This is a genomic window from Acinetobacter pecorum (assembly GCF_014837015.1).
GTDB lineage: Bacteria > Pseudomonadota > Gammaproteobacteria > Pseudomonadales > Moraxellaceae > Acinetobacter > Acinetobacter pecorum.
Map to the genome: position 1 here is coordinate 122,146 of NZ_JACSPT010000008.1, position 14,108 is coordinate 136,253.

Below are 14,108 nucleotides of genomic sequence, written 5' to 3' on the forward strand. Positions count from 1 at the left end.
TCTGTGCTAGCTCCTGAAACAACAGAACAAGATCCTGCTGTCATGGAATGGCAGTAGTTTACATAAGGAAATTGAATGAAAAATTTTAACAATAAAGTTGCCGCAATTACCGGGGCCGGTTCAGGTATTGGCCAGCAACTGGCAGTATTATTGGCTAAGCAGGGTTGTCATCTGGCCCTGAGTGATATTAATGAACAGGGTCTGGCACAAACGCTCGAATTGCTCAAAGAGAGTGATGTCCGTGTGACTATCCAGAAAGTGAACGTGGCTGATCTGGAACAGGTGCGTAACTGGGCGGCGCAGGTCGAACAGGATCATGGCAGTATCAATATGATCTTTAACAATGCAGGTGTTGCACTGGGTTCAACTGTTGAAGGGGCATCTTATGAAGAACTGGAATGGATCGTCGGAATCAATTTCTGGGGTGTGGTGTATGGCACCAAAGAATTTCTGCCACTGATCAAGAAAACTGGTGATGGCCATATTATCAATATTTCCAGCCTGTTTGGTTTAACGGCTCAGCCGACCCAGTCTGCTTATAATGCGACCAAATTTGCAGTACGTGGTTTTACTGAATCCCTGCGTCAGGAACTGGACATGGAAAATTGCGGAGTCAGTGCGCTCTGTGTGCATCCGGGCGGGATCCGTACCAACATTGCCAATGCAGCAAAAATGAATAACAGCCTGCTGACTTTAGGTATGAATCCGGAAAAATCAGCCCGTAATTTTAATAAATTATTGCGTTGTCCACCTGCAGAAGCTGCCCGTCAAATTCTGGAGGCGGTACAAAAAGACAAGCGCCGTCTGCTCATCGGCAATGATGCCAAAGCGATAGACCTGATTCAGCGAATCTTACCGACCGGTTATCAGCATGTCACTGCACTGGCGACCCAATTTGGTAAAAGAAAGAAAAAGTCTGCTTAAGAAACTGTAAAACAGACCCGCGAAAGCGGGTTTTCTTTTATGGCAATAATCATAGTCTGACTCTTTAGCAGGTCAGTATCTGAGGTAATGTAAGGCTTTTAAATTATAAAATTTTTATCTATATCAAGGTCTCAATGGTCTTTTTCTTCCAGACAAACTGATAATACAGTCCCTGCAAAATACACATGCTGACAAAGGCCAATGCATAGGCATACCAGATACCTTCCAGGCCCCACCACCGGCTAAACAGATAAGCGGCGGGAACTTCAATACACAGAATGGCGAAAATATTAATCAGCATTGGCATGGTTACCGTACCACTCGAACGCATGATCGAAGCAAAAATGGCACTGGCACCAAAAAACAGAATTGCCCACAGAACAATGAACAGCAGTTTTTGACCCAGTACCACCACCTGGGGATCGGTAATAAACAGCGCCATCAGATATTTGGAAAACAGATAAGCCAGAATCACCAGACCACCGGTGAATAGGATATTCATAATGAGCGCAGTGCGGGTAACTTTATTCAGCAGATCCGATTTGCCTGCACCAATGGCTTGAGCAGCAAATACAGATGCAGCTATCGCAATCGATAAGGCGGGGAACTGAATATAATTTAAGACCTGATTGACTGCGCCATAAGCGGCTGTTGCTTCTGCACCATAACGGTTAACCAGTCCCACAATTACCAGACCAGCCACTGAAGTCGTGACCATTTGTACACCAGTTGGAACTCCCAGTTTAAGGATAGTTTTGCTTAACTGGGGCTGATGACGAATATTTTTTAATAGAGCCCAGTCGAGCTTGAGCGGATGCTGCTTGCGCTTTAGATACAAAATCAAAAATACCAGAACTGCGAGATTTCCCAGAATGGTAGCAAGTGCCGGTGAAATAATGCCCATTTTAGGAAAGCCGAAATAACCGCCAATCAGGACCGGTGTCACCACCAGACCCACCCCAATGGTGATGACGGAAGCAAATAGGGGTGTGGTACTGTCTCCGACACCACGCAGAATAGAGGTATAAACAATATAGATAAAAATTAATGGGCTACCTACCAGCATCCACTGCACATAAGGCAGGGACAAATGCATTACATCCGGATCTGTGCCGAGTGCCAAGAGAATATTTTCAGCAAAAATCACCCCAAAAAGTGCAATCAAACTGCCGCCAATCAAGGTCATAAATAAAGTTGAACCAACCACACAGCGGACTTTTTCTATATTTTTCCCGCCCCAGGCCTGGCCAATCAGTACGGTAGAACCGGCGGATAAGCCAATCACAAAAGCCATTAGGCAAAACAGGATTGGAAAAAATACCGCAACAGCAGCAATGGCGTTGACGCCTAGCATTTGCCCCACAAATATTGTATTGACCGTGCCAGAAAGACTTTGCAGGATATTGGTCACAATCAATGGCACCAGAAAAACCAGAAAGGCTTTCCATAAATTCTCTTGGTGAATCAATGCTTGCTGTGCCATGCGACATCCTGTGATTGGATTATTATCTACTTATTTATTGCTGTAACTATTATTGGCTAGAGTATAGAAAAAAGCCTTAGCTTTTAGGTAACTAAGCTACTTATTTTATAAGGTTTTTAGTTAAAAGGTGAGTTAAACCTTTGAAAGAATTTGACCTGCCTGGACCAGAGTTTGTTCTTTTTTTGCAAAGCAGAACCTGAGCAGACGTAAATCGGCAGGAGGGTGCTGGTAGAACGCAGAGACTGGAATCGCGACAATCCCATGTTGTTCTGCCAGAAAATGGCACATGGACAAATCATCGAGCTCAGGCCGAATCTCTGAATAATCTAAGTTCTGGAAATAAGTTCCTTGAGAGGGTGTCCACTTAAAGCGTGACGTTTCAATGGATGAGTTAAATAAATCCCGTTTGTTTTGATAGAAAGAGGACAGTCCAGGTATATGCTCAGGATGCAGTTGCATATATTCCGCCAAGGCAACCTGAACGGGCGTCACACCGCAGAAACTGGCAAACTGATAAATCTGTCTGAACATTTTCATCAGTGCCGGTGCAGCAATACAAAATCCGGTTTTCCAGCCCGTGACATGGAAGGTTTTACCAAAAGAGCCAATCACGAAGCTACGCTCGCGAAGTTCTGGAAATGACCACGCCGAATGGTGCTGAACGCCGTCAAAAACCAGATGTTCATAGACTTCATCGGACAGCACCACAATATTGCGCTCGCGAATCAGCTCGATCAGTTGCTGCCAGTCTGCCTTGGACCAGACACTCCCACTCGGATTATGCGGAGTATTCACCACAATCATGCGGGTACGATCATTAATGGCATCTTTGACCTGATTCCAGTCCACAGAAAAATCAGGATGCTGCAAAGCAATATGCACTGGCTTTGCCCCAACCAGTTGAACCGCAGGTCCATAACTGTCGTAGCTTGGATCGAAAATAATTACTTCTTCCCCGGCACGCACCGTGGCTTGAATGGCACAAAAAATCGCAATTGTGGCCCCAGGCGTAATCGTGACTTCCTCGACAGGATCAATAATCAGTTGATCACGCTGCTGATAGAGATCTGCCACCAGACTTCGCAAGACTGGCAGACCATCTCCCGGAGCGTACTGGTTAAATCCATTCTGGCTAGCCCGATTTAAAGCTTCAATCAAGGCAGGAGGCGCTGCAAAGTCCGGAAATCCTTGAGAAAGATTCAAGGCCCCGAGTTTTTGTGCCAAGGCCGACATGGTACTAAAAATGGTCACGCCCAAATCAGGTAATTTAGAAGGGAGTTCCAGCATGTCCTTGGCCTTGAAGAATGAGATCTGAATAAGTGTAGCAGCAAGTTCCGTATAGGATAATCAGAAAAATAGGGGATATTGGGCAATAGTTTAAATTAAGATGTACCACATGCGATTTAAGATTTTTAATTGAAGGTCCATAAATTAAAGGCCTAATTATGTGAAATGCATCGTAAACTGGACGAAATAGATAACTTTTCCTAAAATCTGCCGCACAATAATAAAGCTTAAAATGATAACTATAAAATGCCAAAACCTATCCATATGCTGCTGGAGCAGCTCGGGCTTAAGCGACAGCATCGTGCGCTACATTTACAGTTTTCACATCCTCCTTTAAATCATCAGGTTTTGATTCAGCGGATTGAGGGTCAGCATCAGATCAATCAAGGCCTGCATGCTGAACTGATCTGTCTTTCCACTCATGCTCATATTGCCTTGAAACAGTTTATCGGCTGTCGGGTGGCCATTGATCAGGTCACAGACTGGGGTGAACTTTTCCGGACTACGGGCATTATTACTGCAGCCAGCCAAGGACAGAATGATGGAGCTTTGACCCTGTATAAACTGACGCTAAATGACGCGACTGCACTCTGGCAGAAGCGCCGTAACAGTCGGGTTTTTATGAACAAGACGGTGCGCGAGATCAGTGAAATCCTGTTTAGTGAATGGCAAAACAGAAGTGCGTTATTCGCAGCCAGTCTCAGCCTGGATTTGACAGGACTCAGCCGGGATTATGATGTTCGGCCTTTTGTGATGCAGTCGAATGAATCGGATTATGATTTTCTGACCCGTTTATGGCGTAGCGAAGGAATTAACTGGCTGATTGATGAAAAGCAATTAACTGTGCCTGTATCAGCCAGCGAGATTCAAGATCAGCTTTTAAAACTGGTAGATCATTCCCAATATTTTTCAGCTTTAAAACGCCGCTCCATCCGGTTTCATCGCAGTCATGCCACCGAACAGCTCGACACGCTGAACAGTCTGATTGCGGTACGTCAGCTCAATCCGAATAGTACCCAGACCCAGCGCTGGCACGCCCAGCAACTCGCCCAGGATCAAAGCCAGCCTTTATTCAGTAATCATCAGCAAAGTGATATTCACGCAAATGCCACTCTTCAGCTTGAAGATGCCTGGAACATCAGTCCGGCCTGGACCGGCGACTTAAATCATGAGGATCAGGTGACAGCATCTGGTATAGCCCAACTGGATCGACTCAATCAGCAGCTCAGTGACTATCATGCTTTGCAGTCCAAATATTTCAAAGCCAGTAGCAGCGTACGAGATGCTCAGGTTGGATACTGGTTTGAACTGCAACAGCATCCTGAAATTGATCAGCATCCTGCCCATCAACGTGAATTTCTGATTTTAGCTAAGCGGTTTTATAACCAGAACAATTTACCCAAAGATATCTTATCGCAGCTGGACATTTTGCTTGAGAAGAGCGGTTGGCAGATGGCACAGGAGGAACGACAGGCCAATGAACTACAGATGGTGCGCCGTGAAATCCCGATTGTTCCTGAGTATCAGCCTTTTATTCATCGGCCTGCTGCATATCCGCAACGGGCTCGAGTGGTCGGACCTGAAGGTGAAACTATTCATGTCGATGCATGGGGACGGGTGAAAGTTCGTTTTCTATTTACCCGGAGTGAGGATCATCAGCATGATGGCGGTGCAGGCAGCAATGACAATGATAGCGATTCTGCCTGGGTGGATGTTTTGACCCCTTGGGCGGGTGAAGGCTATGGCATCAGGTTGCATCCGCGAATTGGCGAAATTGTGGTGATTGATTTCTTTGAAGGTGATATCGACCGGCCCTTTGTGGTGGGGAGAATTCATGAAGCAGAGCGGCATCCGACCATGTTTGATGCGAAGGGAGAACTACCTGCGACCAAAAAACTCAGTGGCATCCGTTCTCAGGAGGTCGATGGTGAGGGCTTTAACCAGTTGCGTTTCGATGATACTCATGAACAGATTAGTGTGCAGCTGCAAAGTAGTCATGCAGCCAGCCAGCTCAATCTGGGAAATCTAAGTCACCCCAAAGAAAGTGAAAGCAGTGAAGGGCGAGGAGAAGGGTTTGAACTAAGGACGGACCAGTGGGGTGCCATACGTGCAGGAAAAGGCTTATTAATTTCCACTTATCGGCAAGATTCAGCAGCAGGCAATCACCTGGATGCGAGTTGTGCCAAAGAGCAGATTGAATCGAATTCCACTCACAGTAAAGCCTTGAGTGATATTGCTGAACAACAGCAGACTGATCCGCTACAATTTTTTGATAGTTTAAAACAGTTTCTGAATCAGATTGAAGCTGAAGATCAAGCCAAGGCTGCCGCATTTAAACAGGCGGTGATGCTGTTAACTGCCCCCCAATCGATTGCACTGAGTACAAAGGAAAATATCCATTTATCCGCTGATCAGCAAATCAATCAGAGTGCCGGGGACAATATTCATTTTTCCACACAAAAGTCTTTAGTCGCTCATGCACAAGACAAGATCAGTTTATTTGCTGCTCAAGAGGGTGCAAGTCTCTATGCTGCTCAAGGAAAAATTGAACTACAAGCCCAAGATGATGCGATTGAAGCGATTGCCCGCAAGGTAATCAAGCTTATTTCGACTGAAGACAAGATCGAAATCACCAGTCCGAAAGAGATTGTACTGACCGCTGGAGGGTCTCAAATTAAGATCAATGGTGGTGGAGTGGTGGTCACAACTGGTGGGAAATTTGAGTGTAAAGCCGGGCAGCATAGTTTTATGGAAGGGGCTAAAGTTAAAGCCGAAATACCTACTTTGCCCATGGTTCAAGATATTAAAATCTTTACAAATAAATGGGATTTTTATGATCTGTTCTATGAAGCTAATTTTGCAGAGGTTAAATATAAATTAATCAATAATAAAAATAATACCTATGTGTCAGGAACCCTTGATCAACATGGTCGAACCCAACGTATGAATACTTACAATAATGAAGATTACGATATTCTGATTGGCACAGCTGATGAATGGACTGTTTCAATAGACGACAGTGGTGAAAATGATGATTTTGAACATGAGTGTAATTGTGGATTAACTGACAATCATGAACATGATGAAGGGATATAAGTATGGATTGTTTAGCAAATATTAAATTTTTAGATGCCCTTGACCAGCCCATTAATGATTTAGCTCATCAGCTATGGGTGGGCTCATCGCTAATATCTGATTATATTACTCTTCCTATTGGTGAATCTGTTTGGATTAAGCGTCCAATAGGTACAATCATTGACGTAAAAGTTAAAAGTTTTACATCTGGTGAATATGAACCTAAAGTAAAAATACAACTTATTGGAGAAAAGACAACTTTTATTATACGTAGTCCTAAAGTGTTGCTTAAAGGGATGAGTTTGTCAGCTAAAGATATGGCGACAGGTAAGTATATAAGGTCTACGTATATCGTTGCTGAAGGTGATTATCTATCTCGAATAGCAGATGATAATCAGACAACCGTGGCTGAATTGATGCATCTTAATAATTTAAAAAGTGATATAGATATACATCCACAGCAAATTCTCAAACTTCCAGTTAGGAAAGCAGAATCCTCAACAATTGCATCGAATGGAAAATCACAAGTAACAGAATCTAGCCAGCAAGAGAAAATAAATATTATTGTTGTTCAACAAAAAGATACTTTACCTTTGATTGCAAAATTAACAGGTAATTCTGTAAATGAAATCAAGAAGTTAAATGGTTTAGCCAGTGACAAGCTAAATCAGAATCAAAAATTAAAAGTTTATGCTCGTAAAGAAGTATTTACTATTGCGAAAACAAAAAATGAAAATAAAAAGCCTTTTACTCCACCAATAGTAAAACAGGATGCATCTAAGAATAAAAAAAATGCACCAACAGCCAAGGTAGAATCTTTTGTTCCTACTAGCTCTAAAGTTTCACAGAGAAATGAAAAATCAATAGCAAAATTACATCCCCAAGTTCAAGATAAAATTAGAAAATTCATTAATGATGTATATACTAAACACCAAGTACAGCTTGTAATTGTTCAGGATTATCGTACATATACACAGCAAGATGCTTTATATGCAAAAGGGAGAACAGCCTCTGGCAGTGTGGTAACGAATGCAAGGGGAGGGCAAAGCAATCATAATTTTGCCCTAGCAGTTGATGTGTTTCCTTTATGGGAGGACGGTAAATTACATATGGATGTAAAATCAGACCAGAAAAATATCAAGATCCTTAAAAAGATTGCTCCTATTGGAAAGGGGATTGGATTGGAATGGGGTGGAGATTGGAAATCAATTATCGATAATCCCCACTTTCAGCTTAAAACTGGGAAAACAATGGCTCAGCTTAGAGAATTAACTGAGAGTGCGGGTGGTGACCCTCTAAAGGTAAAATATGATATTCAATAAATTTTATATAATCCTCTTAATATTTTTAACTGCTTGCAATAGTTCAGCGAATCAGAGCATTAGGAAAAATATTGAAGAAAAAGTATTTGAATTAGATCTCACGAATGAAGGAATAAGCGCAGAAGGTGGTGGAATTGAGTTGTATAAAGATAGAAATTTTTGCTCACTTCTACTCAATATTTATAGGGAAAATGGTCAAGAAAAATATAACTTTAAGTTTAAAAAAAATAATTTAATAGAAACATCTTACTTGAAATATAGATATAAAAATGGATTGTTGGTTACTGATGATGAGTTAAAAGATCTCATTGCAGATGATAGTACTAATTCCGATAATGATAGGGAATTAGTTAGCAATAAATCATTTATTGGGAGTACAAATAAAAATATCGCTAAAAAATTTGATATGTATAAGAAAAGAATACCAAAATCAGTTTTAACGAAGAACTGTAATTAATCTGAATCACATATAAATATAAAAATTTGGCTTAAAAGATAGCTGAAAAAAATTTAACTAAAACTAATAAATAAAAGGCTTTAAAAAGAATCTAAAGCCTTTTATTTATAATTTAAATTGAATATTAAAAGTTACCCTTCCAAAACCTCTTCTAGCAACTCCTCACTCGGTGCAAAGTAATAGGCACCATCCAGAGGTGTTACGAAATGCAATAGACGGTCATGAATCCCATCGCCAGAGGTACCGAACATACGTTCTAACATAGCATCAATAATTTTCAGGTCTTTGGTATAGGCAATAAAGAATAGCCCCTGGTCACCACGTCCATCACCATAAGGCAGAGAATGACGTAGGATTTCCATTTCTTCGCCTTCTTCATCTTCAACTACAGTACGTGCCACGTGCGCATTTTTAGGTTTGACTTCATCATCCAATTCAATAGATTCAAGCTTGGTGCGACCCATAACCTGTTCCTGAGTATCGACTTTTAGCTTTTTCCATTTTTCCAGGTTATGCGCATAACGCTGGGCAAAAATAAACGAACCATCTTGGAAAATACCTGAATCTTCACCTAATAATGCGACTTCAGCACGATCATCCGGGAATTGTGGATTTTCAGTACCATCAATAAATCCGGTTATGTCACGACCATCAAAATAGCGGAAGCAAACCCGTTCATCTAGCACCTGAACCTGGTCCTGAATGCCTTCAAAAAAAGCCTGACTGAGCGCAAAACAGATATCAGCACGGGCACTGGCTATATGAATGATCATATCTGCTGGAACCACAGGCATTTCAAATGAACCATGAATGGGTTCAAGCTGTTTAAAACCTGCAGGACTTTGTGAGTACAGGCGTGACCAGAGCTCAGGCCCAAAGGCTACCGCTGTTTTAATTTGTGCTTGAGGATGTTGCGTGATCAGCCGATCACGTGAAGTAAACAGATGTTCAAGTTGTTCTTTTAATTTTTCAATACTTAAGTTTTTAATACGTAAAACAATAAAGCGGGCATGATCTGAAGGAAGTGGCAAGATTACCGATTGGGCTGTCATTCATGGCTCCTGTAAGAATAAGTCCTGTTTTCTAATTTCTATATTGTGCCTGAAGCCAGACAGAGTGAATAGTCCAATGCTTTATATTTAAGCAGGTTTTTAGCCTGATTTTATTGGAAGATTCATATAATATTGGGTGGGTTTTGCTGAGTGAATTGTTCATGTCCTATCAAATGTGGTTTGCCTATATGCTTGCCTGCTGGGTGATTAGTGTGTCCCCGGGCGCAGGAGCAATTGCATCGATGTCGAGCGGATTGAATTATGGTTTTCGGCATGGTTACTGGAATGCGCTGGGTCTGCAACTGGCGTTGTTGGTGCAGATTGCAGTGGTTGCGGCAGGTGTGGGAGTTTTGTTTGCAACCACACCATGGGCATTTTTGGCGGTGAAATGGTTTGGCGTGGCTTATTTGTTGTATTTGGCATATTTACAGTGGAAAGCACCCGCACAATCTATCGAGATTAAACACGAATTGGCACGTAAATCGGCAGGGAAACTGGTATTACATGGTTTCTTGGTCAATATGAGTAATCCCAAAGCCATCGTATTTTTACTGGCAGTCCTGCCACAATTTCTGGACTTGTCCAAGCCGCAATGGATTCAATATCTGATTATGGCAGCAACGATGGTGACAATTGATCTGATTGTGATGGCCGGTTATACCGGACTGGCGGCTAAAGTTTTAAGGCTACTTAGATCGCCGAAACAACAAAAAGTCATGAACCGGACTTTTGCCGGTTTATTTGCTGGCGCAGCATTTTTATTGAGTTTGGTGCATCAATAGAGATTGTTTGCTCTCTCCTTTGGAGAGAGCTGAATGGGTTAATAGAAAATAAAAAGTATATAAAAGTTATAACGATGCGAAAGAAAGATTAACTCAGCTTTTTAAACTTCTGGATACAAAAAATTAATGCAAATAGGGTGGCCATGGTCAGGACAATGGTTAGACCTGTTGAAGTGTTGAGGCCTGCACTAGACCAGAGGCCTACGGTCACCCCAATTTGTGCAATCACGAATGCCCAGATCACCATTTGACGAGGGGAGTTTGCCAGTAATCGGGCAGTCAGAGCAGGGATCACCAGTAATGCCCCCATCAAGAGTGAACCAACAGCTTTTAGGGCGAGCACGGTAAAGAGTGCTAACAACAACATGAAAATCAGGCGTTGCCATTTGGCATTGACGCCTTCACTGACCGCCATGTCTGGATCAATCGCGATTTGGATCTGCGCTTGCCAACTTTTATAGAGGACGGCTAAGGCCAGACCAATGACAATGGCAAAAGTCGGTAAGTCAGTCCAGGAGATCGTGAGTAAATCACCAAATAAATAGCTGAGCAGTTCCGGTCTTAAGCTGGGTAAATGCTGGATGAATAACAATCCTGAGCAGAGCAGGGTCGCTGAGCAAAGTGCAAGTAGGGCATCATTGGGCAAGCGAGGATCGTGCAAAATCCAGAGAATTCCGACCAAAAGTAGGGCCAAAAAGGTCACACCTGCCCAAAGCGGTAAACTTAAAGCGCCAGCAAGCGCTACACCCAATAAAGTGCCGTGTGCCATGGTGTCGGCAAAAAAGGACATACGACGCCACAGCATGAGACAGCCCAGTGGGGCAGTCAGAAATACCAATAGCGTACCCATGATCCATGCAGGTAAAAGGAGTTGTAACCAATCCATCATGGTTTAAGCTTCCGGCTCTGGGTGGATATGAGGGCGTGAATCATGCTGACAGGGGGTCGCAGAGTCTCCATGAGCACAGTGGTCATGATGATGTTGGTAAAACACCCGATTGGTACCAAAAATAGCTTGGTATTCCGGATGTTGCTGCACGCTTTCTGGCAGGCCGCTACAACAGATATGTTTGTTCAGACAAACGACACGGTGTGTACCCTGCATCACCCATTGCAGGTCATGTGAAACCATGAGAATGGCACAGCCATATTTTTCCGGCAGACTGCGGACATATTCATAGAGTTCCGCTTCGGACTGGATGTCCAGACCCTGCATCGGTTCATCGAGAACTAGAATATCCGGCTGGCGCAACAAGGCGCGAGCCAGCAGTACCCGTTGACGTTCGCCACCAGATAACTGCTGAACTTTGGAGTCTTGTAGGTTATTAATGCCGGTATCGCGAATAATCTCGGTTTTAATTTTGGTTGGGCACTTTTCTAGTGCCAGTAAATCCTTTACCCGTAGCGGCAAGCTATGTGAAGGATTGAATTTCTGTGGCACATAAGAAAATTTGAGCTTGCGCGCAGTCGTGATTTCACCTGATTGCGGTTTCAGAATACCGAGCATGACTTTAATTAAGGTTGACTTACCTGCACCGTTTGGACCAATCAGTGTGACAATTTCTTTCTCTTGTAGCGAGAAATCAATGGCTTTTAGAATATCGCGCTCATCGATTTTGACCCAGATATTGGAAAGCTGAATCAAGGGAGGGGCACTTACGCTTTGTTGCGGCACTGCTGACAAATTCCTGAAATTTCAATAATACTATGATGTGCAGTGAAGTCGTCCGAGCTTGCCAGTGCATCGAGTTGATCCAGTAGACCCTGCGCTGAAGCTTCTTTGACGGCTTTACATCGGGTACAGATTAAAAAAGCGGCCTGATGTCCTTCACGCGGATGGCAACAAGGAATATAGGCATTGATCGAGGTCAGGCGATGAATCAGACCTTTGCTTAATAAAAAATCCAGGGTACGGTAAACCGTTGGGGGGGCCGCAGGGCGATCACTGGCATTTTTCATTTGTGCCAACAGATCATAGGCACCCATTGGGCCATGCGCATTCAGAATGAGTTCCAGCACTTCTTTACGTAAAGGTGTCAGACGTGCGCCGCTTGCTGCACAAAGACTTTCAGCTTCGACAAGACGTTGTGCGACATTCGGATGGTCGTGCACGCCGTGCAATGCGTTGTGGTGTTCGTGCGAACAAGAACCCATAGTTCACCTCAAGTGCGAAACTGAAAATTAATAGATTTCAAATCTTAACATGAAGCGTTCAGAGTTTCGATTGGGCATAGGTATTTTTGTATTTTTGTTATATTATAACACTCACTAATTTTCTCGTTTTTAAGTGATTTCTACTCATGTTCCGTCTCCTTGCAATGGGTCTTTTGGCTTTGTTCAGTACACTCAGTTGGTCACAAAGTCTGGTGGTCTCGACTCAGCCGATCTATCTGATTGCCAAGAAAATTACTCAGGGCGTGGAACAGCCGACTTTATTACTGGCCAATCAGAGCGGACATGATGTCAGTCTGACCCCGGCACATCGTAAAATCATTCAGGATGCCGGTCTGGTGATCTGGCTGGGTCAGGCGCATGAGGCACCGCTGGCCAAAGTGCTGAATGACAGTCATAAAGGTATCGCTATTTTAGAGTCCGGTATTTTGACCACATTGCCGATGCGTAACCCGCGTGGTGAGGCCTTAAAAAATACGGTAGATACGCATGTCTGGCTCGATCCGAATAATGCCGTAAGGATTGGTTTCTTTATTGCGGCGCTGCGTTCGCAACAATTGCCGGAGAACCGTGAACTGTATTGGAAAAATGCACGCGACTTTGCGCAAAGCATGTTTGCGACGGCCCAGCGTTATAGTTCCAGCACTAAAGCCAAAGCTTACTGGTCGTATCATGATGCCTATCAATATCTGGAACGTCCCTTGAATCTGAAATTCATGGGCGCACTGACCGATGATCCACATGTCTCGCCAACTGTGGCACAAATCAAGTTCTTACAGGATCATCGTCCACAGCCTAAAATGTGCCTTCTGGCCGAAGGGCATGCCAGTGAAAATCAGTACCGAAAACTGAAACCGGTGGTGTTTCAGCATGTCGATGAAAGCATGAGCGGGGCAGGGGACTTTGTGCAAGCCTGGCAGCAATTAGCAGCAGAAACCCAGAAGTGCGTATTAAATGCACGCTAATGATTTAAAAAATAGACAGATTTTGATTAGTTTAACAGCATTGCCCCGATTTAAAAAAACACGACTAAGGTCGGGAAAAGATTGCATGTTCAGGGGTGTAACTCTATAATGCCTGCGATTAAAAATAATCACCTGTTAAACTTGTCAAGCATGATTGCTGTGAGTGAATAAATAATGAGCCGAACTAGTCGCTTGATTGACCGACGATTAGCGAAAGCTTTGGTCCTCCTGCAAGCCTGTATGATCCCTGTTTCAGCCTTGATCGGTTGGGTCGTGAAAGACTCAACCGCAGCCTTGAGTGCAGCATTAGGTGCGCTCGTTTGTTGGCTCGCGACTTGTTATTTTTCGTGGCAATCGTTTCGAGCAGCAGGAGCCCGCGCGTCTAAACAAGTTCTTTCGAACATGTATAAAGGCTTAATGGGAAAGTTTGCAATTGTGATTGTTGGTTTCATTTTAATTTTAAGCAATGTCGAACCGTTGTCAGCGGTGGCGTTGTTTTGTGGTTTTATACTTGTTCAAGCCATGTCGTGGGTCGCTCCGTTTTGGGCGTCACGTCTACAAAAATGAGTATAGACACAACAAGAAATTG

Annotated in this window: 13 protein-coding genes; 7 read left to right on the forward strand and 6 right to left on the reverse strand. The window is 43.4% G+C overall.

The features are described 5' to 3' along the window. Positions 1-75 precede the first annotated feature (75 nt). Complete coding sequence (locus H9629_RS08025; protein WP_191730881.1) at positions 76-924, forward strand: SDR family NAD(P)-dependent oxidoreductase; 849 nt, start codon at positions 76-78, stop codon at positions 922-924. Positions 925-1,042: 118 nt separating this feature from the next. Here H9629_RS08025 and H9629_RS08030 read toward each other — a convergent pair whose 3' ends face one another. Both H9629_RS08030 and H9629_RS08035 read right to left on the reverse strand, forming a co-directional pair. Beyond that, positions 1,043-2,407, reverse strand: a complete 1,365-nt coding sequence (locus H9629_RS08030) for an MATE family efflux transporter (RefSeq protein WP_064101713.1) — start codon at positions 2,405-2,407, stop codon at positions 1,043-1,045. A gap of 132 nt (positions 2,408-2,539) precedes the next feature. Beyond that, on the reverse strand, positions 2,540-3,694 hold the full coding sequence (locus tag H9629_RS08035; RefSeq protein ID WP_191730882.1) for a methionine aminotransferase: 1,155 nt from the start codon (positions 3,692-3,694) through the stop codon (positions 2,540-2,542). 246 nt (positions 3,695-3,940) lie between these two features. Here H9629_RS08035 and H9629_RS08040 point away from each other — a divergent pair, with 246 nt between their 5' ends. Genes H9629_RS08040 through H9629_RS08050 form a run of 3 tightly spaced genes read left to right on the forward strand, consistent with a single transcriptional unit; the run spans position 3,941 to position 8,548 of the window. Further along, a complete protein-coding gene (locus H9629_RS08040; RefSeq protein WP_191730883.1) occupies positions 3,941-6,790 on the forward strand; it encodes a type VI secretion system Vgr family protein in 2,850 nt (949 codons plus the stop codon). Positions 6,791-6,792: 2 nt separating this feature from the next. Then, complete coding sequence (locus H9629_RS08045) at positions 6,793-8,091, forward strand: LysM peptidoglycan-binding domain-containing protein (protein WP_191730884.1); 1,299 nt, start codon at positions 6,793-6,795, stop codon at positions 8,089-8,091. Then, positions 8,078-8,548, forward strand: coding sequence for a hypothetical protein (locus H9629_RS08050; RefSeq protein ID WP_191730885.1), 471 nt, complete (start codon positions 8,078-8,080; stop codon positions 8,546-8,548). The genes H9629_RS08045 and H9629_RS08050 overlap by 14 nt, the downstream gene beginning before the upstream one ends. A 131-nt stretch (positions 8,549-8,679) precedes the next feature. Here H9629_RS08050 and H9629_RS08055 read toward each other — a convergent pair whose 3' ends face one another. Further along, positions 8,680-9,600 (reverse strand): Dyp-type peroxidase, encoded by a 921-nt coding sequence (locus tag H9629_RS08055; RefSeq protein WP_191730886.1) that lies wholly within the window; start codon positions 9,598-9,600, stop codon positions 8,680-8,682. A gap of 161 nt (positions 9,601-9,761) precedes the next feature. On the opposite strand from H9629_RS08055, the gene H9629_RS08060 reads away from it, so the two are divergent. Further along, positions 9,762-10,382, forward strand: a complete 621-nt coding sequence (locus H9629_RS08060; protein WP_005108402.1) for a LysE family transporter — start codon at positions 9,762-9,764, stop codon at positions 10,380-10,382. An 88-nt stretch (positions 10,383-10,470) separates the two neighbouring features. On the opposite strand, the gene znuB is transcribed toward H9629_RS08060, so the two are convergent. Genes znuB through H9629_RS08075 form a run of 3 tightly spaced genes read right to left on the reverse strand, consistent with a single transcriptional unit; the run spans position 10,471 to position 12,536 of the window. Continuing rightward, positions 10,471-11,271, reverse strand: a complete 801-nt coding sequence (gene znuB / locus H9629_RS08065) for a zinc ABC transporter permease subunit ZnuB (protein ID WP_191730887.1) — start codon at positions 11,269-11,271, stop codon at positions 10,471-10,473. 3 nt (positions 11,272-11,274) lie between these two features. Beyond that, positions 11,275-12,057 (reverse strand): zinc ABC transporter ATP-binding protein ZnuC, encoded by a 783-nt coding sequence (gene znuC, locus H9629_RS08070; RefSeq protein ID WP_404793772.1) that lies wholly within the window; start codon positions 12,055-12,057, stop codon positions 11,275-11,277. Then, complete coding sequence (locus tag H9629_RS08075) at positions 12,039-12,536, reverse strand: transcriptional repressor (RefSeq protein WP_064096950.1); 498 nt, start codon at positions 12,534-12,536, stop codon at positions 12,039-12,041. The genes znuC and H9629_RS08075 overlap by 19 nt, the downstream gene beginning before the upstream one ends. Before the next feature lie 146 nt (positions 12,537-12,682). On the opposite strand from H9629_RS08075, the gene H9629_RS08080 reads away from it, so the two are divergent. Beyond that, on the forward strand, positions 12,683-13,519 hold the full coding sequence (locus tag H9629_RS08080) for a metal ABC transporter solute-binding protein, Zn/Mn family (RefSeq protein ID WP_100329707.1): 837 nt from the start codon (positions 12,683-12,685) through the stop codon (positions 13,517-13,519). A 174-nt stretch (positions 13,520-13,693) separates the two neighbouring features. Beyond that, positions 13,694-14,086, forward strand: a complete 393-nt coding sequence (locus tag H9629_RS08085) for an ATP synthase subunit I (protein WP_005173819.1) — start codon at positions 13,694-13,696, stop codon at positions 14,084-14,086. The last annotated feature ends 22 nt before the right edge of the window (positions 14,087-14,108 follow it).

Bases quoted from the DNA above. Each gene is read 5' to 3' on its own strand.
- H9629_RS08025 (WP_191730881.1), top strand. From the start codon at position 76: ATGAAAAATTTTAACAATAAAGTTGCCGCAATTACCGGGGCCGGTTCA.
- H9629_RS08030 (WP_064101713.1), bottom strand. From the start codon at position 2,407: ATGGCACAGCAAGCATTGATTCACCAAGAGAATTTATGGAAAGCCTTT.
- H9629_RS08035 (WP_191730882.1), bottom strand. From the start codon at position 3,694: ATGCTGGAACTCCCTTCTAAATTACCTGATTTGGGCGTGACCATTTTT.
- H9629_RS08040 (WP_191730883.1), top strand. From the start codon at position 3,941: ATGCCAAAACCTATCCATATGCTGCTGGAGCAGCTCGGGCTTAAGCGA.
- H9629_RS08045 (WP_191730884.1), top strand. From the start codon at position 6,793: ATGGATTGTTTAGCAAATATTAAATTTTTAGATGCCCTTGACCAGCCC.
- H9629_RS08050 (WP_191730885.1), top strand. From the start codon at position 8,078: ATGATATTCAATAAATTTTATATAATCCTCTTAATATTTTTAACTGCT.
- H9629_RS08055 (WP_191730886.1), bottom strand. From the start codon at position 9,600: ATGACAGCCCAATCGGTAATCTTGCCACTTCCTTCAGATCATGCCCGC.
- H9629_RS08060 (WP_005108402.1), top strand. From the start codon at position 9,762: ATGTCCTATCAAATGTGGTTTGCCTATATGCTTGCCTGCTGGGTGATT.
- znuB (WP_191730887.1), bottom strand. From the start codon at position 11,271: ATGATGGATTGGTTACAACTCCTTTTACCTGCATGGATCATGGGTACG.
- H9629_RS08075 (WP_064096950.1), bottom strand. From the start codon at position 12,536: ATGGGTTCTTGTTCGCACGAACACCACAACGCATTGCACGGCGTGCAC.
- H9629_RS08080 (WP_100329707.1), top strand. From the start codon at position 12,683: ATGTTCCGTCTCCTTGCAATGGGTCTTTTGGCTTTGTTCAGTACACTC.
- H9629_RS08085 (WP_005173819.1), top strand. From the start codon at position 13,694: ATGAGCCGAACTAGTCGCTTGATTGACCGACGATTAGCGAAAGCTTTG.